General features: G+C 70.5%; 19 protein-coding genes and 2 pseudogenes. 10 read left to right on the top strand and 11 right to left on the bottom strand.

Annotated features, from left to right (window positions below; all coding sequences use genetic code 11):
• Positions 1–225 precede the first annotated feature (225 nt).
• Positions 226–1,368: a sensor histidine kinase gene (locus tag ACSMTC_RS18545; RefSeq protein ID WP_436560812.1), complete on the bottom strand. Its 1,143-nt coding sequence runs from the start codon at positions 1,366–1,368 to the stop codon at positions 226–228.
• Positions 1,365–2,039 (bottom strand): response regulator transcription factor, encoded by a 675-nt coding sequence (locus ACSMTC_RS18540; RefSeq protein ID WP_436560811.1) that lies wholly within the window; start codon positions 2,037–2,039, stop codon positions 1,365–1,367. The genes ACSMTC_RS18545 and ACSMTC_RS18540 overlap by 4 nt, the downstream gene beginning before the upstream one ends.
• Before the next feature lie 196 nt (positions 2,040–2,235).
• Here ACSMTC_RS18540 and ACSMTC_RS18535 point away from each other — a divergent pair, with 196 nt between their 5' ends.
• The 4 genes from ACSMTC_RS18535 (at position 2,236) to ACSMTC_RS18520 (ending at position 7,136) form a co-directional block, all read left to right on the top strand.
• On the top strand, positions 2,236–2,883 hold the full coding sequence (locus tag ACSMTC_RS18535) for a M15 family metallopeptidase (protein WP_436560810.1): 648 nt from the start codon (positions 2,236–2,238) through the stop codon (positions 2,881–2,883).
• A gap of 426 nt (positions 2,884–3,309) precedes the next feature.
• Positions 3,310–4,098 (top strand): endonuclease/exonuclease/phosphatase family protein, encoded by a 789-nt coding sequence (locus ACSMTC_RS18530; protein ID WP_436560809.1) that lies wholly within the window; start codon positions 3,310–3,312, stop codon positions 4,096–4,098.
• Between the two features lie 799 nt (positions 4,099–4,897).
• A complete protein-coding gene (locus ACSMTC_RS18525) occupies positions 4,898–5,491 on the top strand; it encodes a DUF6542 domain-containing protein (protein WP_436560808.1) in 594 nt (197 codons plus the stop codon).
• A complete protein-coding gene (locus ACSMTC_RS18520) occupies positions 5,484–7,136 on the top strand; it encodes an LCP family protein (RefSeq protein ID WP_436560807.1) in 1,653 nt (550 codons plus the stop codon). Before ACSMTC_RS18525 ends, ACSMTC_RS18520 begins: the two co-directional genes overlap by 8 nt.
• Before the next feature lie 171 nt (positions 7,137–7,307).
• Here ACSMTC_RS18520 and ACSMTC_RS18515 read toward each other — a convergent pair whose 3' ends face one another.
• The gene (locus ACSMTC_RS18515; RefSeq protein WP_436560806.1) at positions 7,308–8,240 is read right to left on the bottom strand and encodes a LysR family transcriptional regulator; all 933 of its coding nucleotides are present in this window, start codon (positions 8,238–8,240) and stop codon (positions 7,308–7,310) included.
• 97 nt (positions 8,241–8,337) lie between these two features.
• On the opposite strand from ACSMTC_RS18515, the gene ACSMTC_RS18510 reads away from it, so the two are divergent.
• The 3 genes from ACSMTC_RS18510 to ACSMTC_RS18500 are packed head-to-tail and all read left to right on the top strand — an operon-like array spanning position 8,338 to position 11,761.
• On the top strand, positions 8,338–9,045 hold the full coding sequence (locus ACSMTC_RS18510) for a succinate dehydrogenase cytochrome b subunit (RefSeq protein ID WP_436560805.1): 708 nt from the start codon (positions 8,338–8,340) through the stop codon (positions 9,043–9,045).
• Positions 9,042–11,030 (top strand): fumarate reductase/succinate dehydrogenase flavoprotein subunit, encoded by a 1,989-nt coding sequence (locus ACSMTC_RS18505; protein WP_436560804.1) that lies wholly within the window; start codon positions 9,042–9,044, stop codon positions 11,028–11,030. Before ACSMTC_RS18510 ends, ACSMTC_RS18505 begins: the two co-directional genes overlap by 4 nt.
• Positions 11,027–11,761: a succinate dehydrogenase/fumarate reductase iron-sulfur subunit gene (locus ACSMTC_RS18500; RefSeq protein ID WP_436560803.1), complete on the top strand. Its 735-nt coding sequence runs from the start codon at positions 11,027–11,029 to the stop codon at positions 11,759–11,761. The genes ACSMTC_RS18505 and ACSMTC_RS18500 overlap by 4 nt, the downstream gene beginning before the upstream one ends.
• A gap of 25 nt (positions 11,762–11,786) precedes the next feature.
• Here the strand turns inward: ACSMTC_RS18500 and ACSMTC_RS18495 are convergent, their stop codons facing one another.
• Genes ACSMTC_RS18495 through ACSMTC_RS18485 form a run of 3 tightly spaced genes read right to left on the bottom strand, consistent with a single transcriptional unit; the run spans position 11,787 to position 12,603 of the window.
• Positions 11,787–12,131, bottom strand: coding sequence for a hypothetical protein (locus ACSMTC_RS18495; RefSeq protein ID WP_436560802.1), 345 nt, complete (start codon positions 12,129–12,131; stop codon positions 11,787–11,789).
• A 17-nt stretch (positions 12,132–12,148) separates the two neighbouring features.
• Complete coding sequence (locus ACSMTC_RS18490; protein ID WP_436560801.1) at positions 12,149–12,313, bottom strand: hypothetical protein; 165 nt, start codon at positions 12,311–12,313, stop codon at positions 12,149–12,151.
• Positions 12,310–12,603, bottom strand: coding sequence for a hypothetical protein (locus tag ACSMTC_RS18485; RefSeq protein ID WP_436560800.1), 294 nt, complete (start codon positions 12,601–12,603; stop codon positions 12,310–12,312). The genes ACSMTC_RS18490 and ACSMTC_RS18485 overlap by 4 nt, the downstream gene beginning before the upstream one ends.
• Before the next feature lie 129 nt (positions 12,604–12,732).
• Here ACSMTC_RS18485 and ACSMTC_RS18480 point away from each other — a divergent pair, with 129 nt between their 5' ends.
• Positions 12,733–13,569 (top strand): helix-turn-helix domain-containing protein, encoded by an 837-nt coding sequence (locus tag ACSMTC_RS18480; RefSeq protein ID WP_436560799.1) that lies wholly within the window; start codon positions 12,733–12,735, stop codon positions 13,567–13,569.
• A complete protein-coding gene (locus ACSMTC_RS18475; protein WP_436560798.1) occupies positions 13,556–13,786 on the top strand; it encodes a DUF397 domain-containing protein in 231 nt (76 codons plus the stop codon). Before ACSMTC_RS18480 ends, ACSMTC_RS18475 begins: the two co-directional genes overlap by 14 nt.
• Positions 13,787–13,961: 175 nt before the next feature.
• Here the strand turns inward: ACSMTC_RS18475 and ACSMTC_RS18470 are convergent, their stop codons facing one another.
• Positions 13,962–14,189 carry a hypothetical protein gene (locus tag ACSMTC_RS18470; RefSeq protein ID WP_436560797.1) on the bottom strand — a complete coding sequence of 76 codons (228 nt, stop codon included), beginning with the start codon at positions 14,187–14,189 and terminating at the stop codon, positions 13,962–13,964.
• A 173-nt stretch (positions 14,190–14,362) separates the two neighbouring features.
• Between ACSMTC_RS18470 and ACSMTC_RS18465 the strand changes: the two are divergent.
• Positions 14,363–15,214, top strand: a pseudogene (locus tag ACSMTC_RS18465) (IS630 family transposase); the annotation flags it as partial.
• Here the strand turns inward: ACSMTC_RS18465 and ACSMTC_RS18460 are convergent.
• The 4 genes and pseudogenes from ACSMTC_RS18460 to ACSMTC_RS18445 form a co-directional block, all read right to left on the bottom strand.
• Complete coding sequence (locus ACSMTC_RS18460; protein WP_436560796.1) at positions 15,195–15,722, bottom strand: P-loop nucleotide/nucleoside kinase family protein; 528 nt, start codon at positions 15,720–15,722, stop codon at positions 15,195–15,197. The pseudogene ACSMTC_RS18465 and the gene ACSMTC_RS18460 sit on opposite strands and share 20 nt — an antisense overlap.
• Positions 15,723–15,806: 84 nt before the next feature.
• Entirely contained in the window at positions 15,807–16,676 is an 870-nt protein-coding gene (locus ACSMTC_RS18455) for an SDR family oxidoreductase (RefSeq protein WP_436560795.1), read from the bottom strand.
• Positions 16,677–16,956: 280 nt separating this feature from the next.
• A pseudogene (locus tag ACSMTC_RS18450) lies at positions 16,957–18,359 on the bottom strand (IS1380 family transposase).
• 160 nt (positions 18,360–18,519) lie between these two features.
• The gene (locus tag ACSMTC_RS18445; RefSeq protein ID WP_436560794.1) at positions 18,520–19,401 is read right to left on the bottom strand and encodes an NAD(P)-dependent oxidoreductase; all 882 of its coding nucleotides are present in this window, start codon (positions 19,399–19,401) and stop codon (positions 18,520–18,522) included.
• Positions 19,402–19,471 lie beyond the last annotated feature (70 nt).

The raw sequence follows: 19,471 nt of genomic DNA, 5'->3' as shown, positions 1-19,471 counted from the left end.
AGCCCGAGCTGGGCTCGTGGCGAAAACCCCGGATTCATCATATTTCCGCAGCGGGGGTACCGCTGGATGGAGTAACCGAGGACGTAAACCTCACGGAGACGGTCTCCCCGCGCCGCCCGGGTGGTGCGAGCGCGGCAGCGCGCGGACGGGAGTGCCACCGGGTCGGCTGTCCGCGCACGGCTGATCACTTGTCGTTCCGCGACCGCGTGCCGGAGCCGTACGTGGTCAGCGTGCGGGGAGGGCGAGTTCGACGTGCAGGCCTCCGGCGGGAGCGGGGGCCAGGCGGAGTTCGCCGTGGTGGTTGTCGGTGATGGCGGCGACGATGGCCAGGCCCAGGCCGTGGCCGCGGCGGGTGGAGCCGGCCTCGGCGATACGGCCCCGGCCGCGCAGGAACGGCTCCGTGAAGGTGGCGACGGTCTTGGGGTCGAGCCGGGAGCCGGTGTTGGCGACGGCGAGCAGGACACGGTCGGGGCGGGCGGGGTCGGCTCCGGTGGTGACGGTCACGGACCCGCCGGCGGGCAGGTTGTGGCGCAGCGCGTTGTGCAGCAGGTTGACGGCGGTCTGCCGCAGCAGGACGGGGTTGCCGGTGGCGGGGGCGGGCCGGCAGTCGGCGGTGACGGTGATGCCCAGGGCGGCGGCCTCGTCCCGGACGGCGGCGAGGGCGTCCCTGGTGGTGTCGGCGAGGTCGAGGCTCTCCAGCTCGGGTGGGGTGTGGCCGAGGTCGGCCAGCTGGAGCAGGGCCTCGCTGATCTCGATGCCGCGCTGGTTGGTGTCCTGGAGGCGGGTGAGGAGCCGGGTCCAGTCCTGGCCGGCCGGGTCGGCGGCGGCGACCTGGAGCATGGTGCGGGTGATGCTCAGGGGGGTGCGCAGTTCGTGGGAGGCGTTGGCGGCGAAGCGCTGCTGGGCGTCGAAGGAGCGCTGCAGGCGTTCCAGCATCTCGTCGAAGGCGTCGGAGAGGTCGGTGAACTCGTCCCGGGGCCCGGTGAGGGCGATGCGGTGCTCCAGCGATCCGCTCGCGGCGCGGTGGGCGGCGTCCGTGAGGTCCTGGAGGGGGCGCAGGACGCGGCCGGCGATCAGCCAGCCGCCGATCATGCCGACGGCGGTCAGCACGGCCAGGGCGTAGCCGGAGGCGGTGAGCAGGGACTGGAGGATCTCGTAGCGGGAGGGGGCGTCGGAGCGGTAGCGGGGGTTGGAGGAGACCAGGGGGTAGTTGGGGATGTAGCGCATGCCGACGTAGACCACCGTGAGGCAGAGGGTGCCCGCGATGACGGCGAAGAGGGTGTAGCTGAGGGTCAGCCGCATCCGGGCGGTCAGGCGGCGGGGGCGGTTGCCGCGGGGGTGCCGGGCGGCTCCGGTGTCCGCGCTCATGCCGGGGTGCTGTCGTCGGAGAGGCGGTAGCCGACGCCGGGCACGGTCTGGATCACCCATGGGTCGCCGAGGCGTTTGCGCAGGCCGGAGATGGTGATGCGGACGGCGTTGGTGAAGGGGTCGGCGTTCTCGTCCCATGCGCGCTCAAGCAGGTCCTCGGCGCTGATGACGCCGCCGCGCGCGGTTATCAGGACCTCCAGGACGGCGAACTGCTTGCGGGAGAGCGCGACATGGCGCCCGTCGCGGTAGACCTCGCGGCGGAAGGGGTCCAGCCGCAGTCCGGCGAACTCCAGGACGGGCGGCGTGGCCTGCGCGGGGCGGCGGGCCAGCGAGCGCAGCCGTACGACGAGTTCGGCGAGATCGAAGGGTTTGGTCAGGTAGTCGTCGGCGCCGAGTTCGAATCCGGCGACCTTCTCGTTGAGGCGGGCGGCGGCGGTGAGCATGAGGATGCGGCAGCCGAGCCCCTGGCGGACGATGGCGCGGCACACGTCGTCCCCGTGGGTTCCGGGGATGTCGCGGTCCAGGACGACGGCGTCGTAGGTGTGGACCGCGAGGCGTTCCAGGGCGGCGTCGCCGTCGGTGACGATGTCGCAGGCGATCGCTTCCAGCCGCAGGCCGGCCTGCACCGCCTCGGCGAGGTAGATCTCGTCCTCCACCACCAGGACCCGCACGCGCTCTCCTCCGTTCAGTCCCCCCGGGTTTCATCGGCCCGCGGGGTGCTGCCGACGCATGGTGTCCATTGGATACGAACGAGCCTATCGAAAACGTATCGGCCAGCGGATACGTCCCGGCAACACCGTCCCGCCTCCAATGGTGTCGCTGCGGTAGCCCGCCGCGGCGCAGCGACGGACTCACCGGGAGGCAGGCATGGACAGCACGGAGCAGATGGCACAGGAGACGGGGCGCACCGGGTGGGGCGGACGGCGGGGCGCCAGGATCGCAGGGGCGGCTGCGATGGTGCTGGGGCTGATGGTGGCCGGCGCCTATGCGGCCTATCCGCCGCGCGCGGCAATGCTGTCCTTGAAGGCCACCGCCCCGCCGTCCTCCTCGTCCAGCGGTGCGAAGGGCAGCGCCGGCTCCGGGGCGGACGGCGAGATCCCCGACGGCAAGACGCTGAGCCCGTTCGACACCGAGGCCCCGGCAGTGCGCAACCTGGACGGTCCGCTGCTGGACGCCCTCCGACAGGCCGCTAGCGACGCCCGTGCCCAGGGCATCGAGATGAACGTCACCTCCGGCTGGCGCAACAAGACCTACCAGCAACGGCTGCTGGACCGGGCGGTGGCGAAGTACGGGAGCCTGGAGAAGGCCAGGCAGTTCGTGAACACGCCGGAGAAGTCGGCGCACGTCTCGGGCAAGGCGGTGGACGTCGGCCCGACCAACGCCGACTACTGGCTGATCCAGCACGGTGCCCGGTACGGGCTCTGCCAGGTGTACGCCAACGAGATCTGGCACTTCGAGCTGCGCACCACCCCGGGCGGGACGTGCCCCGAGCTGCTTCCGGACGCCGCCGGGTAGCGGAGATGATCCCCACCCGAATTCCCCGGACCGCCTCAGAACCCAGGGACACCGGCCATGACCCGACCGCACCGACCCAGCCCCGCCCCGCCTTACCCGGGGCCACCACCTGCCCCGCCTTACCCGGGGCCGCCACCTGCCCCGCCTTACCCGGGGCCGCCACCTGCCCCGCCTTACCCGGGGCCCCGACCCGCCCCACCTGCCCCGGGGCCACCACCCGCGAACCCTGCCCCGGGGCCCCGGCGGACCCCGCCGGCCCGGGGCCGGGTTCGCGGCCGGCGGGCGGCCGGCCCGTGGCGGCGCGGCCGCACACCCGCCGCCCTCGCCCTGCTCACCGCCCTCGCCCTGGCCGGCCACCGGCGGATACCGGGCCTGGGCGCAGGCCTGGGGAGCCTGTGGGAGAGCGTCCTGCCCTGGAGCGGCCTCGTGGTGCCGGCCGTACTGCTCGCCGCCGCGCTGCGCCGGGCGCCCGTACCGGCCTGCGCCGCCGTGCCGCTGGCCGCGGTGTGGACCGTCGTGTTCGGGCCGCTGTTCGTGTCCGGTGCTCTGCCGCCGGGCCACGGGGCCGAACTCACGGTGGTCACCCACAATGTGAGCGCCGACAATCCGGACCCCGCGGGGACTGCCCGCGCCCTGCTCGCCGTCACCCCTGACCTCATCGCTCTGGAGGAGGTCACCGATGCCTCACTGCCCGTCTACCGGCAGGTGCTGGATCCCGAACTGCCGTACCAGGTCCACGTGGGCACCGTCGCGCTGTGGAGCCGCTACCCGGTGACCGAGTCGCGGCGGCTGACCATCGATCCGGGCTGGAGCCGCTCCCTGCGGGCCGAAGTCCAGGGCCCCGGTGGCCCGTTGGCCGTGTACGTCGCCCACCTCGCCTCCGTCCGGCTCACCCCTGCCGGCTTCGCCATCGGCCGGCGCGACCGCAACCTCGCGGCCCTCGGCCGGGCGCTGGACGAGGAACCGCTTCGCAAGGTGCTGCTGCTGGGCGACCTCAACACCGCCGCCGACGACCATGAGCTCGCGCCGCTCACCAGCCGTCTGAGGTCCGCGCAGGAGAGCGCGGGCAGCGGCTTCGGGTTCACGTGGCCGGCCGCCTTCCCGCTGGCCCGCATCGACCACATCCTCACCCGCGACATCCCCGCCGCCGCTGCCTGGACCCTGCCCGCCACCTCCAGCGACCACCGGCCCGCCGCCGCCAGGCTGAGGGCGTAGGCAAGCCGAGGGCGTAGGCGGCCTGAGGGTGTACGCCTCCACCGGACAGGTCCACGCACCACTCGGCCCGGGCCTCAACGCCCTTCTGCGCAGCGGCCGTTCGACGGCCGACCGGTCGGCAGATCTGTTCGTACCCGCCAAATGGCCGGTGGATCCGGCGACTTGGCGGAGCCGATCGCCGGATGCGCGCGCCCGTGAAGTGCCGGGCGCCGCCGGGCGGGCCGGTGCCGGCCTGGACGGCCCGGACGTTCTGCCGCCGGTGTCCGGTGCGGTGCTCCGCATGGTGTGCGTGTCGGTGCGTCGGTGCGCACCGACCCGATCGCGTCGATAGCCCTTCCGCTGTTCGGACTTGACCCGAACATGCTGTACACGGTGCGCCGGGAGCACATCCGGGTGCGGCCGTTCCACTGGCCGCCGGGCCGGGCAGGGGCCGTGCGCAGCCGGATGCGCGGCTCGGGCCGTGTCCCGAAAGCCGGTGCGGTCAGGGCGTCGTACCGCCACCGCTGCCGCCGTCGCTCGTTGCACGTAGACGAGTGGTGTATGGATTACACCCCTGCGGGTGACTTTGCGGGAGTGCCTTTGTATGCTTCGGTCATTCTCTACATGTCTGTAGAAGTAAATGGGAAGCCCGTCCGGGCGGCCCGAACGTTGGAACCGGCGTTCGGGTGCTGCATGTCCCGGTAGGTGACAAGAGCGCACTCGCGTTCTTGCCGCTGCCCGTCCGCTGCCCGTCCGCATCGGCCAGGGGCCGAGGCAGGACGAGGTGATTGCGGCAGCCGAGCGAACAAGGGGTGTGGGCATGGCGGGACAACGGGCGCGTGCGCCCTACGACGAGGCGGAGGTACGGCGTCAGCGCCCGGTCCCGCCCGCGCGGCGCTCGGGCGAGGGCACCGCGCGGAGCGGTGCGGCTCCGCAGTGGCGGCCCGACGAGGCCGCCGGGCACGTCCCCGGTGGCCGTAGGCCGGCGGAGGACGCCGACGGACGAGGCCGCACCCGTACGGCGAGTGCCCGGCGGGAGACCGCGGGCCGGCTGCCCGCCGTCTACCCGGCGCTCGGACTGCCGGTGCTTGGTGCCCTGGTCGACGTGGTGATCGGATCCGGGGTCGGCGTGGTGTTCGCGGTCTGCGCGGTGCTGGGCACCGCGCTGGCCGCCCTGGTCAGCAGCCGGGCCGGCTGGTGGTGGGTGACCACCGCCGCGCCGGTGGTGGTGCTGACGGTGGCCGTCGGCACCGAGTACCTCGTCGACGGGGACAAGTACCCGGGCAAGGCCCTGGCCAGCGGGGCGCTGCGCTGGGTGACCCACGCCTTCCCGGTGATGACGGCGGCCGTGCTGGCCGCACTGCTGATGATCGTGGTCCGCAGGCTGCGGGAGGGAAGGGGCCGTCGTGGCTGAGGGCAGGCAGGTTCAGGCGCGGCCGCGGAAGCCGAAGGGCGGGCGGCCCAAGCCGCTGCTGATGGCCGGCCGGGCTGCCGCCTGCATCGTCTCGGTGGCGGTGCTCGGCTCCAGCGGCTTCACCTGGTACACGCTCAAGGACCTCCAGGACGGGCTGACCACCTCCAGCGCGCTGGACGAGGCGAAGAAGAACGCGCCGAAGAAGCTCGACAACTCGGTCAACCTGCTGCTGATCGGCCTGGACAGCCGCAAGGACATGGACGGCAACGACCTGCCGCCGGACGTGGTGGAGAACGACCTGCACGCCGGCAGCAGCAGCGACATCGGCGGCTACAACACCAACTCCCTGATCGTGCTGCACATCCCCGCCAACGGCGGCAAGGTGACGGCGCTCTCCATCCCGCGCGACGACTACGTCCAGACGTACGGCGCGGACGGGAAGATGCACAAGATCAAGGAGGCGTACGGCATCGCCAAGGACGCCGCCGAGTCCAAGCTGCAGGACAAGGGCCTGTCCAAGTCGGAGCTGGAGCGGCAGAGCCGGGAGGCCGGTCGCTCGGCGACCATCCAGACCGTGCAGAAGTTCCTCGACATCCCGATCGACCACTTCGCCGAGGTCAACCTGATCGGCTTCTACGACATCGCCAAGGCGCTGGAGCCGATCCGGGTCTGCCTCAACCACCCGGTCAACGACCCGATCATCTCCCGTACCGCGACCCACGAGGGCGGTGGCACCGGCCTCAAGCTCCCGGCCGGGTACAGCGACCTGAACGCGGCCGACGCGCTCTCCTTCGTCCGCCAGCGGCACAACCTGCCCAACGGCGACCTCGACCGCACCCACCGGCAGCAGGCCTTCATCGCCTCCGTCGAGTACAAGCTGAAGCAGAACGGGGTCATAGGCGACCTCGGGCAGATGCAGAAGCTGTTCGACGTGGTGAAGAAGGACGTGGTCATCGACAACCAGTGGGACATCCTGGACTTCGCCCAGCAGGCGCCCAACCTCACCGGTGGCAACGTCGAGTTCAACACCCTGCCGATCAGCGGCTTCAAGACGATCGGCGGCGAGGCCGTCAACACCGTCAACCCGGACCTGATCAAGAAGATCGTCCAGCAGCTGTTCGGCCACGACCCGGCGCCCGTGCCCGCCTCCTCCGACGGTTCCGACGGCTCCGGCGGTGACTCGGGGGCCACCACCACTCCGGCGGACGACGCCGGCTCCGGCGCTTCGCTGAAGGGCACGGTGGACGTGTACAACGCGTCCAAGGTGACCAGGGCGGCGGCCAACGAGTCCAAGGCGCTCACCGAGATGGGCCTCAAGGCCGGACGGACCGGCGAGGCGTCCAGCCACCCGAGGACCACCACCGTCCAGTACAGCGGCTCCGCGGAGAAGAGCGCCGCCGAGAAGGTCGCGGCCCGTTACGGGGTCACCGCGACCGTCTCCTCCGCCGTCCCCGCGGGCCACATCGTGGTGACCCTGGGCACCGGGTACACCCCGCCGTCCAGCAGCACCGGCCTCGACGCGGCCGGAAGCAGCGGCTCGGACAGCTCCTCCGCCCCGTCCAGCAGCGACACGCCGGACCCGGCCTCCACCCTCCCGATGCAGGGCCCCGCCGTGAAGGCGGGCGGCATCCCCTGCGTCGACTGACGCCCTCCGGGGAACACGGAGTACCGCGAATCAGCCCACTGCGCCGTCGCAGTGGGCTGATCGCCGTTTGCCGTGCCTCTGGCAGGTGCGGCTCCCCCTCGGGCTTCGCGCGACTTCTCGCACGTCCAGGGGCGCTTTCGCTCCCGTGCCTCAACCAGCCTGCCCGCGAAGCTACTTCGCCGTCGGGAGGAGCCGGGTGCCCGTGGGGAGGGAGCCCTGGGCGGCCGCGGTGCGCAGGTGGTCGAGGAGGGTGGCGCGCAGCTGGGCCGCGGCGCGGGTGAGCGGGAGGTCGCGGCCGTGGGCCAGGGCGATGGTGCGGCCGAGCCCGGGGCCGGCGAAGGTGGCCAGGTGGAGACCGGAGCGGTCGGCGACCATACCGGGGACCACCGCGGGGCCCAGTCCGGCCCGTACGAAGCCGAGCACCGCGTCCAACTCGCCGCCCTCCACGGCGAACCGCGGCTCGAAGCCGGCCGCCCGGCAGGCCGCCAGCGCACTCTCCCGCAGCGCGTACCCCTTGCGGAACATCACCAGCGGACGGTCCCGCAGCTCCTCCACCCGCATCCGCCGGCGCGGCAGTTCCGTCGCCGAGACCAGTACCAGCTGCTCGTGCAGCAGCTCGGTGACCGCGAGATGGGCCGGAACCACCTCGCCCGCCTGCGGGGCGATGACCAGCGCGAGGTCCAGCTCACCGGCGCCCAGCGCGCCGACCAGGTCCTGCGAGCCGCCCTCCCGCACCGCGAGCTCCACATTGGGGTAGTCGCGCCGGAAGGCGGTGAGCACATCCGGTACCAGGCTTCCGCACAGACTCGGCGGTGCCCCCAACCGCACTCGCCCGCGCCGCAGTTGGACCACCTCCTGGACGGCCAGCCGGGCGCTGTCCGCGTCGGTGAGGATGCGGCGGGCGAGCGGCAGCAGGGTGGCGCCGGCGTCGGTGAGCGCGATGTTGCCCCGGGTGCGGTGGAACAGCTCCGCGCCCAACTCCCGCTCCAGGGCCCGGATCTGCTGGGAGAGCGAGGGCTGCGAGACATGCGTCAGCTCGGCCGCCCGGGTGAAGTTGCGGGTATCGGCGACCGCGGCGAAGTAGCGGAGCTGCTGGAACTGCATACTCCCGACTATAGGCAGCCACGATAGGCCATGCCTATCGTGATCAGCCGCATCATGTCTTGGACGTACCGTGGGCCGCGTTCCTACCGTTCTTGGCATGGCATTGGCGACCGGTACGGGCCCAAGACGTCCGTCCACTCTGGCGACCCTGTGGCACTCGACCGTGGGCAAGAAGGCGGTCATGGCCGTCAGCGGTGTGATCCTGCTGCTCTACCTGGTGGCACACCTGCTCGGCAATCTGAAGGTCTTCTTCGGCCCCGACGAGCTCAACGGCTACGCGGCCTGGCTGCGTACGGTCGGTGAGCCCCTCCTGCGGCACGGCTGGTTCCTCTGGCTGGCCCGGGCCGTACTGCTGGCCGCCGTACTGGCGCACGGCACGGCCGCGTACCAGCTCAGCAAGCGGGACCGGGCGGCCCGGCCGCAGGGCTACGCCCACCGGCGGCGGCAGACCAGCTACGCGACCAGGACGATGCGCTGGGGCGGGGTGATCCTGGCGCTCTTCGTCGTCTGGCACCTGCTGGATCTGACCACCCTCACCGTGAACCCGAGGGCCGAGGCCGACCACCCCTACCAGAACCTGGTGGCCTCCTTCTCCACCTGGTACGGCGGCGGCATCTACATCGTGGCGATGCTCGCGCTCGGCCTGCACATCCGGCACGGCTTCTGGAGCGCCGCGCAGACCCTCGGCGTCAACAACCCGCGCCGCGACCGGGCGTTGAAGCTCACCGCCGACCTGCTCGCCGTGGTGCTGACGGCGGGCTTCGTCTCCATCCCCGTGGCCGTCATGACCGGAGTGGTCCGATGAGTACCTACCTCAACTACACCGTGGGCGCGCCGATCCGCGACACCAGGGCGCCGGACGGTCCGATCGAGGACCGCTGGGACCGCCGCCGGTTCGAGGCGAAGCTGGTCAACCCGGCCAACCGGCGCGGGCGCAGCGTGATCGTGGTCGGCACCGGGCTCGCGGGCGGCGCGGCCGGTGCGACGCTGGCCGAAGCGGGCTACCACGTCGAGCAGTTCTGCTTCCAGGACTCCCCGCGCCGGGCGCACTCGATCGCCGCCCAGGGCGGGATCAACGCCGCCAAGAACTACCGCAACGACGGCGACAGCATCCGCCGGCTGTTCTACGACACCGTCAAGGGCGGGGACTTCAGGTCGCGCGAGTCCAACGTCCACCGCCTGGCGGAGATCTCGGTGGAGATCATCGACCAGTGCGTGGCCCAGGGGGTGCCCTTCGCCCGCGAGTACGGCGGCCTGCTGGACACCCGCTCCTTCGGCGGTGTCCAGGTCTCCCGCACCTTCTACGCCCGGGGCCAGACCGGACAGCAGCTGCTGCTCGGCGCCTACCAGGCGCTCTCCCGGCAGATCGCGGCCGGCCGGGTGGCCATGCACCCGCGCACCGAGATGCTGGACCTGATCGTGATCGACGGCCGGGCCAGGGGCATCGTCGCCCGGGACCTGGTCACGGGCCGGATCTCCAGTCACCTCGCCGACGCCGTGGTGCTGGCGACCGGCGGCTACGGCAACGTCTTCTACCTGTCCACCAACGCCAAGAACTCCAATGCGACGGCGATCTGGCGCGCCCACCGCCGGGGCGCCTACTTCGCCAACCCCTGCTTCACCCAGATCCACCCGACCTGCATCCCGCGCTCCGGCGACCACCAGTCCAAGCTCACCCTGATGAGCGAGTCGCTGCGCAACGACGGCCGGATCTGGGTGCCCAAGGCCGCCGGGGACACCCGTGCGCCGCAGGACATCCCCGAGCAGGACCGCGACTACTACCTGGAACGGATCTACCCCTCCTTCGGCAACCTGGTCCCGCGCGACATCGCCTCCCGCGCCGCCAAGGTGGTCTGCGACGAGGGCCGTGGCGTCGGCCCCGGCGGACAGGGGGTCTACCTCGACTTCGCCGACGCCATAGGCCGGTTGGGGCGGGCGGCCGTCGAGGCCAGGTACGGCAACCTGTTCGAGATGTACGAGCGGATCACCGCCGAGGACCCGTACCGGGTGCCGATGCGGATCTACCCCGCGATCCACTACACCATGGGCGGCCTGTGGGTGGACTACGACCTGCAGACCACCGTGCCGGGCCTGTTCGCGATCGGCGAGGCCAACTTCTCCGACCACGGGGCCAACCGGCTCGGCGCCAGCGCACTGATGCAGGGCCTCGCGGACGGCTACTTCGTGCTCCCGGCCACCCTCGCCGACTACCTCGCACGGGTGGACGCCCCACCGGTCGCGGCCGACCACCCGGCGGTCGAGGAGGCCGTCGCCGACGCCACCGACCGGCTCAACCTGCTGCTGGCCATCGACGGCGACCGCACCCCCGACTCCTTCCACCGGGAGCTCGGCGAACTGCTCTGGGACGACTGCGGAATGGCCCGCGACGAGGCCGGACTGCGCAAGGCGCTGGAACGGATCCCGGCGCTGCGCGAGGAGTTCTGGCGGCGGATCAAGGTGCCGGGCACCGGCGAACAGCTCAACCAGGCGCTGGAGAAGGCCAACCGGCTGGTCGACTACTTCGAACTCGCCGAACTCATGTGCCTGGACGCCCTGCACCGCACCGAGTCCTGCGGCGGCCACTTCCGCACCGAGAGCGCCACCCCGGACGGCGAAGCGGCCCGCAGGGACGAGGAGTTCGCGTACGTGGCGGCCTGGGAGTACCAGGGGGCCGGGGGCAGTCCGGGAGACCGAGGCCCGGGAGACCGCAGTCCGGGAGCCGCTCCCGTGCTCCACCGCGAGGAACTCACCTTCGAACACGTCCACCCCACCCAGCGGAGCTACACATGAACCTCACCCTGCGGATCTGGCGGCAGACCGGCCCCGACGCACCCGGCGCGCTCACCACCTACCAGGTCGACGGCATCAGCCCGGACATGTCCTTCCTGGAGATGCTGGACACCCTCAACGAGGAGCTGATCCTGCGCGGCGAGGAGCCCGTCGCCTTCGACCACGACTGCCGGGAGGGCATCTGCGGTGCCTGCGGCATGGTCATCAACGGCCAGGCGCACGGGCCGGAACGCACCACCACCTGCCAGCTGCACATGCGCCACTTCAACGACGGCGACACCATCGACGTCGAACCCTGGCGCGCCGCCGCCTTCCCGGTCGTCCGCGACCTGGTGGTGGACCGCTCCGCCTTCGACCGCATCATCGGCTCGGGCGGCTACATCACCGCCCCCACCGGCAGCGCCCCCGAGGCCCACGCCACCCCCGTCCCCAAGGAGACCGCGGACCTCGCCTTCGAGCACGCCGAGTGCATCGGCTGCGGCGCCTGCGTGGCCGCCTGCCCCAACGGCTCCGCGATGCTCTTCACGGCCGCCAAGGTGGTCCACCTCAACCTCCTGCCGCAGGGCGCCCCCGAGCGCGGCAGCCGGGTCCAGGGCATGGTCGCGGCGATGGACGCCGAGGGCTTCGGCGGCTGCACCAACACCGGCGAGTGCGCCACCGCCTGCCCCAAGGGCATCCCGCTCTCCGGCATCGCCGCACTCAACCGGGAGTACCTGCGCAGCCTGCGGTGACGCGGTCCCGGCCGGGCGGCGGCCGTCAGCCGTCCTCGTCGGCGGTGTGGAGTTCGATCCAGAGGGTGAGTTTGATCGTGCCCTGGTTGGTGGAGCAGCGGGTGCCCCACGGCTTCGCCGTGCCGCAGGCGCGCTGCACGGCGTCCACGGTCTCGTCGTCCAGCGGTTCGCCCCGGTACTGGACGTAGATCCGCCACCCGGTCGGGCGCCTGGCGATCCAGGCCCGCCGGCCGAGTGCGTCGCCCATCGCCTCGGCGGTCGCCCGGCAGCGCTCCGACGGGGGAGGGCCAGGTGTGACACCCAACTCGCGTACGGGATGGTTGTGTTCGGGTGTCAGAGTCGGAGTGCTGCCCGTCACGGTGACAGTCAACTGAGCCAATCCTCTTGTCATGTGAGCTTGTTGATGTGCCTGAGCTTTCGGAGGAGTTCGACCCGTTTGGCGTACTCCTCCGGACTGAGCGGCCGGTCGGTGAGTTCTTCGGGTGTCAGGAGCGGGCGGGGCTCCTGCTCCGGCGGCGGGCCGGTGTCCTCGGGCTCCAACTCGTCGTTCACAGGGCCGACTCCGCAGCTGCGGTACCCGTACCGCGTCGGACGGCTTCCGCAAGCCTCGCGACCACGTCCGGCCGGGCTCGACCGAGGTCCACCAGGAAGGTGCCGGTGAAGTACCCGGGGTGACGTTCCGTCGCCAGCGACGGCAGCACGATGCCCGCCTGCCGCAGGGCGTCGGCCAGTTCGGCTTCCGCAGCCAGGGCTGTGGATCGGCTCTCGGCGGCGAAGCGCTGCAGCAACGAACGTCCGTGCCTCGAAGGGGCGGTCGGTCTGGGGCCGGTACTTGCGGTCATGGCGCTCTCCTCAGGGGGCTCATGAGCCCCGATTATTACGTTCCGTACTCCAATCGTCGCTCTCCGGAGCTAGTCTGTGAAGAGGGAGGCTCCCAACAACGGGAATGTCAGAAGGGAAGGTGCTGAACTGTGGTGAACCCGAAGGAACTTGACCCTTCCGAGTCCCCGCAAGCCTTCTACGGAGCGGAACTTCGTCGGATCCGGCTGGCCAAGGGCCTGTCCCAGGAGGCGCTGGGGGCACTGGTGTTCTGCTCGGGCGCCTACATCGGGCAGATGGAGTCGGCGACCAGGCAACCGCAGAAGGACCTGTCCGAGCGTTTGGACGTCGCGCTGGGTACGGACGGGCACTTCGCTCGGCTGTATCCGATGGTCACGCGGAGTCGGTTCGCCGACTACTTCACGGCCGTCCGAGAGCTGCAGGAGATGGCGCGGACCATCTATGAATACGACCCGGTTCTGGTGCCGGGTCTCCTGCAGACCCCAGAGTACGCGCGTGCGGTATTCCGGTCGTTTGATCCATTGCGACTGGAAGTAGAGACTGACGAGCTCGTGAGCATGCGTATAGAGCGAGCGCACATCCTTCATGCTTCAACGAGACCTCGATATTGGGTCGTCCTTGATGAGTCGACTCTCCGCCGGGTCACTGGCGGTGCGGCAGTGATGCATGGTCAGATGGCCCATCTTGCCCAACTGATGCGTGGCAACAGGATTGTTCTTCAGGTGCTGCCCTTCTCGGCAGGTGGGCACCCTCTGATGCAGGGATCTCTCACCCTGATGACCTTTGCTGACGCCCCTCCCGTGGCCTACGGCGAGGGTCCGTATCGAGGTCAACTCATCGACGATCCAGCCTATGTGGAGAATTGCAGGTGGGCCTACGATCTCGTACGGAGCGCCGCACTGTCCCTTGAGGCGTCTCTGGCTCTGATTGAAGCGGCAGCAGAGGACTACGCAAGTGAGCAAGACTGACCACCGGCCGCTGCCAGCGTACTGGTGCAAGAGCAGTTACAGCGGTGGCGACAACGGCAACTGCCTTGAGTACGCCCCTGAGTTCGCCGCCACCCACGGCGTCGTCCCCGTCCGTGACTCGAAGGACCCTGAGGGCCCGCACCTCCGCTTCTCAACAGAGGCCTGGTTGGCCTTCACCGCCGCCACCGCCCGAGGCGATTTCGGCGGCGACGTCTGACGGCGGCACCACCCGCCGCGTGTACCGGCGCCACGGCAAAGTGCTGGTCACAGCCCACTGTTGAGGACTGTGACCAGCACGGTCGCCGCCTGCGCGGCCGGCGGCCGGTCAGCGCACCAGCAGGTCGATCACTCCGGTCAGATCCTCCTCGCCGCCGCTCCCGGCCGGTTGGTGCTCAGCGGGGGATGGGGACGACGAATCCTCGCGTTGGACCGGTCTTACGGGACATACCCGCGATGATCGCCAGCACCTCGTCGGTGATGTCCCGCCGGGCGACGGGGTCGGTGCTGTCGTACACCCGCCACTGCCCGCTCGGGCTGTCCAGGTCTTCGGGGGAGACGATTCCCCGGATTCCTAGGCGCCGGAGTGTGCTGGCTACCCGCCGGGCTTCGTCCTCGTCCATGTGTCCAGCCCTTCCGTGTTCGGTGGGGCTCAGGCTAGTGCGGTGACCGAGAAGGTTCGCCGGGTTGGCGGCAGGAGCGCCTGAACCGGTTGGATGCGGGCGGACATCCGATCTGGTGGGGGAGGCAAAGGTGGCGGAGCCGGTCAAGGTGCGTCGATTGACCGACCAGGAGGGCCACCACCCGACCGACCAAGCTCGGCCAGCCCTTCACCCGCTGGTCCATCCGCAAACTGCTCGCCTACCTGCGGCGCGTGCACGGCCGGGTGATCCGGATCGGCCGCGAGGCCCTGCGCTGCCTGCTCACCCGACGAGGCATCACCTTCCAACGCACCAATACCTGGAAGGAGTCCAGCGACCCCGACTACGACGCCAAGCTCGACCGGCTCGAGCACGTCTTGGAACGCTTCCCCGACCGAACGTTCGCGTTCGACGAGTTCGGCCCGCTCGGAATCCGCCCCACCGCCGGCACCTGCTGGGCCGAGCAGGGCCGACCCGACCGACTACCGGCGACCTACCACCGAACCCACGGCGTGACCTACTTCCACGGCTGCTACTCCATCGGCGACGACACCCTTTGGGGCGTCAACCGCCGCCGCAAGGGCACCGCGAACACCCTGGCCGCGCTCCGCTCGATCCGAGCCGCCCGCCCGGACGGCGCCCCGGTCTACGTGATCCTGGACAACCTCTCCGCCCACAACGGCAAGAAGATCCTGCGCTGGGCGAAGAACAACAACGTCCACCTGTGCTTCACCCCGACCAACGCCTCCTGGGCCAACCCGATCGAGGCGCACTTCGGACTCTTGCGGCAGTTCACCCTCGCGAACTCGAACCACCCCGACCACACCGTCCAGACTCGCGCGCTGCACGCCTATCTTCGCTGGCGCAATGCCAACGCCCGTCACCCCAACGTCCTCGCCGCCCAACGCCGCGAGCGCGCCCGCATCCGCAGCGAGAAGGGCATCCGCTGGGGCGGGCGTCCCCTCCCCGCCGCACAGCTTCAGGTCCTCAACTCCAAGATTGCATGAGGACCTGCTCGCCCTCTCCATTCGGCTCTTCGAAGTTGGCCACGTAGCGGTTGAACAGCTTCTCATCCACGGTGACGGAGTTGGCGCCCTCCTCACCATTCCGGACCGCGAGGCGACGCTCCAGCGTCGTCCGGTCGGCCTTGAGATGGACCAGTTCCCAGCGGCCCCCGTGGCTCTCAACCAGTGCCTTGTAATCATCGCGGGCGGCGCGACTCCAGAAGCTGTAGTCCACCACCACGTCGCGACCGGCCAACATCAGCTCGACCAGTTCCTGCCGCTGCTGGCGGCGGACCTCCTCCTTGAGCTGGTCGAACGCCTCCGCCTCCAGCACCAGGCCGGCGTCGCGCTGCCCAAGCCGTTGCCAGACCGCCTCGTCGATCGAGAGTCGAGCGTAACCGCGTCGCACCAGTTCCATCGCATAGGTGGTCTTGCCCGCCCCCGGAAGACCACACATCAGCACCACCGTGCTCGTTCGCTGCGTCACGGAGTCACGTTGGCGCCGAAACACGCCGTCTCTGCGGCGAGAAGCGCGCCCGCTGGAGCGGTCCTCACCGCAGCCCGACCAACCCGGCGAACCTTCATGGTCACAGCATTAGCGACCGTTGGCGGGATCGTCCGCGTCAGTGGAAAGGGCCAGGTCTTTGGCTGCCTCCACCTCCGCCAACCGTGCGGTGAGAGCTTCCTGCACGAGGTGGTAGGCGTCACTGCCCAGGAGCAGGCGGCGCGGAGCGGGCTCGACATCGACAGAGTCGATGATCGCTGCAACGATCTTGGCGGGATCGCCGGGAACGGGAAACTCACCTGCCGCCGCCGCGCGGCGCATCTCCCCCACCGGCGTCTCGTCGTAGACCGCCATCGGCGCGGCCTGAGCGGCGCTGGAGCCGGCGAACTCGGTCCGAGCGCTGCCCGGTTCGACGAGCGTGACGCCAATTCCGAACGGCGCGATCTCGGGAATCACGGACTCGAAGAAGCCCTCGATGCCCCACTTGCTCGCGTGATAGAGGCTCAGGTTGGGAAACGCGATCTGGCCGCCCATGCTGGACAACTGGAGGATCCGACCGGCACCCTGGGCCCGCAGATGCGGGATGACCGCGCGGGTGACGCGGATCGACCCGATCAGATTGGTGGCGATCTGACGGGTGATCTGCTCGTCCGTGACCTCCTCGGCGGCACCGAACAGTGCATACCCGGCGTTGTTGACGACCACGTCGATGTTCCCCAGGTCGGCAAATGCCTCATCGACCACGGCGCGCACCGCCGCCGGGTCCGTCACGTCGAGAGCGCGCACCCAGAGCCGGTCCCGGTAGCGGTCGGCCAGCTCGGCCAGCGCTTCCGGCCTGCGCAGAGTCGCCGCCACCCGGTCACCGCGCTCCAGCAGCGTCTCGGTGAGGCGACGCCCGAATCCGGACGACGTGCCCGTAATAAACCATGTTAACTGACGCAACATCATCTCCTTTGACATCCAGTGAGGTTAGCTGTATCGCCCTCTGGCGTCGAGGTATATGGGCCGCTTGGCGCGGCTACTCCCGCATGGACTCGCCGTCCGTCGATCCGTAGCCAGCACCCCCGGTGAACGTTCCCGGTCACAGCACTAGCCTCCGCCTTTCAGTTGGGTTCGGCTGATGGTGTCGGTGGTGGGGCGTAGGCCAGCTGTGGGCTTGGGGCATGCCGATGGCCCGGCGCGTGAGCCGGGCTCTCCATGGGTCCTCGGGTCGTGGGCGGGCGGGGACGGTTTCGTCGGTTCAGGTGACCGGGCGAGGTAGGGCTTGGAGTCGTGTGAAGGCGGTCGCGAGGTTGTGACTCCAAGGCCAGGTGGCGGCGATTCGCAGGTGCAGACGGCGGGCGCCGGGGGTGATGCGGGCGGCGGCGTGCAGCAGCCGGTAGCGGAGCTTCTTCGGCTCCGCGGTGGCCAATTCGCCGTCGAGCAGGAGGGCTTGGGTCCAGGAGAGGAGGTCGATGGCGGCCAGGGAGAGTTCGAGCCAGGCGGCGTTGATCTGGAAGTGGCGGGAGAGGAAGCGGCCGAATCCGGTGGTCTTGCCGCAGCGGATGCGGTCCTCGACGCGGGCGTGTGCGCGGTGGCGGACCTCCAGCAGTTGCAAGGAGCCCTGGCCGTAGGGGGTGTCGGTGAGGAAGACCTGGTGGCGCATGCCCTCGTCCGGGTCGAACAGGGAGAGTTGAGCGCCGGGGTGGGGGCGTTCGCGGCGCACGATGATCCGGGTGTCCTCGGGCAGCCCGGGCAGGTTGATCATGCCGGTCAGTTCGGCGACTTGGGCTCCTTCGCGCAGGGAGCCGTCTTGTTCGAGGGCTGGGTGCCAGAGCTGGTCGGGCAGGCGGCGGATCGCTTGGCGGACCGGTTCGGTGATAGTCCATCCGACGGAGAAGCGGGCGTGGATTCCGCGTGAGCGCAGGGCCCGGATGCGGGTCAGGAAGGCCTTGGCGGATCCGGCGACATCGGCGCGGATGAGGATCTCGGTGCCGTAGCGGTGGGCGTCGGGTATCTGGGCGAGCGCCGAGTCGAGCACGGCGATGTGGTCGGCGGCGGTGTTGGCCCCGGCGTTGCCCGGCCGCAGCACACCGGCCAGGGCCTCGCCCGTGTTGTCGAGGAAACACAGCAGCGGGTGGTAGCCGAAGCCGTGCTTGTAGGTCGGCGCCGCGTTCTCCTTCTCGGAGTGGCAGGTGACCAGGGTGGCGTCGATGTCCAGGACCAGGCCGGGTAGTTGACGTCCGCCGGCGTGCGCGGTGGGTATGCCGTCTCGAGTTTCGCCGGCCTGCAGCCATGCAATCTCTCGGGCAGTGCGCGGGCCGCTCGCAGGGCGCCCAGCGCGGCCGTATCGATGTCGGCCAGCAGTCGCCAGGTGGTGGGGGTGGAGGCGACGGGGCCGAACACCTCGGGCTTGTCGCGTAACAGGGCCAGGTCGGTGATCGCCTCGCCGCCGTCGGCGAGCATCACCGCCAGATCGGCCGCGATCCGGCCTGGATCGTGGCTGGTGCCGCGCGGGCGAAGTCGGCGCAGAGCGTCGCCGAAGGCGTGCGTGAGGCCGGTGGCGTCCGCGAGATCGGCCAGCAGGCGGGATCCGGCGTGGCTGACCACTCCTCGCCCGTCGGCGGAGACTTGGATACCGCTTTGCTTGTCTCGGCGCCGCAGCCAACACGAGAGCCCCCGTCCACCCCCGCTCCACCTTCGACCCCTCCCCGACGCCTTCGACTGCATCGTTCGCCTGCCAGTGCCACGGCAAAGTGCTGGCCACAGACCACTGTTGAGGACTGTGACCAGCACGGTCGCCGCCGGGGTGGCCGGCGGCCGGTCAGCGCACCAGCAGGTCGATCACGCCGGTCAGATCCTCCTCGCCGCTGCCCTCCGCCAGGCGACGGAGCATCAGGTCGAAGTAGGGGCGGAGCAGTTCGGGACTGACTCCCTGCTGTTCGGCGGTGGTCAGGAAGGTCGGGGTGCCGGCCACCTGCATGGCGAGGTTGGAGACGACTCCCTTGGTGTAGTCGCCGCTCCGCAGCTGGTCGGCCGTCTGGTGGACTGCCGGGGCCATCGCGACGAGCCAGTCGGCGAGCAGCGGGGCGAGCGACGCGGGGTCGATGTCCTCCTTGCGGATCAGGGCGAAGGCGTGCGCGGCCCCGGCGAACATTCCGTACATGGCGCTGAGCAGGGCCACGTCGTGCAGGGCCGCGAAGCCCGCGTCCTCGCCGACGTAGGTGGTGCCGGCCGGGACGCCCAGGGTCTCCCGGTGCTGCTCGAACAGCTCCCGCGAGCCGCTGTAGAAGACGTAGCCGCCGGCCTCCGGGACACCGATCATCGGCGGGACGGCCATGATCCCGCCGTCCAGGTAGCGGGCGCCGCGCTCGCGGGCCCACTCGGCGCGGGCACGGGCCTGGGCAGGGGTGCTGGTGGTCAGGTTGACCAGGTCCCTACCGGTCAGGTCGGCGCCGGCCAGTACCTCGTCGACCGAGGCGTCGTCCAGCAGGCAGACGACGACGAGGGTGTTCGCGGTGACCGCCTCGGCGGCGCTGCCCGCGACCCTCGCACCCTCGGCGGCGAGTGCCTCGGCACGGGCCGGGGTGCGGTTCCAGACGGTGAGCGGGTGGCCGGCGGCGAGCCAGGTACGGGCCAGCGCGGCGCCCATCGCGCCGAGCCCCAGTAGCGTGACGGAGGTCTTCTCAACAGTGTTGTGTGCCATGACGATTAGGCTGGTCACAGGCCCGGAGGTGATCAAGTACGCACTTCGGAGTGGGTGGTTACCCCGGGGT

The sequence above is a fragment of the Kitasatospora sp. HPM-01-4 genome, from assembly GCF_051374625.1.
GTDB lineage: Bacteria > Actinomycetota > Actinomycetes > Streptomycetales > Streptomycetaceae > Kitasatospora.
Note: the sequence above shows the minus strand (reverse complement) of the source record. Positions and strands in the feature narration are given on the sequence as shown.

What these genes read in the sequence shown, in the direction of transcription:
- ACSMTC_RS18470 (WP_436560797.1), bottom strand. Translation starts at nt 14,189, where the DNA reads ATGGACGAGGACGAAGCCCGGCGGGTAGCCAGCACACTCCGGCGCCTA.
- ACSMTC_RS18445 (WP_436560794.1), bottom strand. Translation starts at nt 19,401, where the DNA reads ATGGCACACAACACTGTTGAGAAGACCTCCGTCACGCTACTGGGGCTC.
- ACSMTC_RS18510 (WP_436560805.1), top strand. Translation starts at nt 8,338, where the DNA reads ATGGCATTGGCGACCGGTACGGGCCCAAGACGTCCGTCCACTCTGGCG.
- ACSMTC_RS18455 (WP_436560795.1), bottom strand. Translation starts at nt 16,676, where the DNA reads ATGTCAAAGGAGATGATGTTGCGTCAGTTAACATGGTTTATTACGGGC.
- ACSMTC_RS18485 (WP_436560800.1), bottom strand. Translation starts at nt 12,603, where the DNA reads ATGACCGCAAGTACCGGCCCCAGACCGACCGCCCCTTCGAGGCACGGA.
- ACSMTC_RS18515 (WP_436560806.1), bottom strand. Translation starts at nt 8,240, where the DNA reads ATGCAGTTCCAGCAGCTCCGCTACTTCGCCGCGGTCGCCGATACCCGC.
- ACSMTC_RS18545 (WP_436560812.1), bottom strand. Translation starts at nt 1,368, where the DNA reads ATGAGCGCGGACACCGGAGCCGCCCGGCACCCCCGCGGCAACCGCCCC.
- ACSMTC_RS18525 (WP_436560808.1), top strand. Translation starts at nt 4,898, where the DNA reads ATGGCGGGACAACGGGCGCGTGCGCCCTACGACGAGGCGGAGGTACGG.
- ACSMTC_RS18505 (WP_436560804.1), top strand. Translation starts at nt 9,042, where the DNA reads ATGAGTACCTACCTCAACTACACCGTGGGCGCGCCGATCCGCGACACC.
- ACSMTC_RS18500 (WP_436560803.1), top strand. Translation starts at nt 11,027, where the DNA reads ATGAACCTCACCCTGCGGATCTGGCGGCAGACCGGCCCCGACGCACCC.
- ACSMTC_RS18535 (WP_436560810.1), top strand. Translation starts at nt 2,236, where the DNA reads ATGGACAGCACGGAGCAGATGGCACAGGAGACGGGGCGCACCGGGTGG.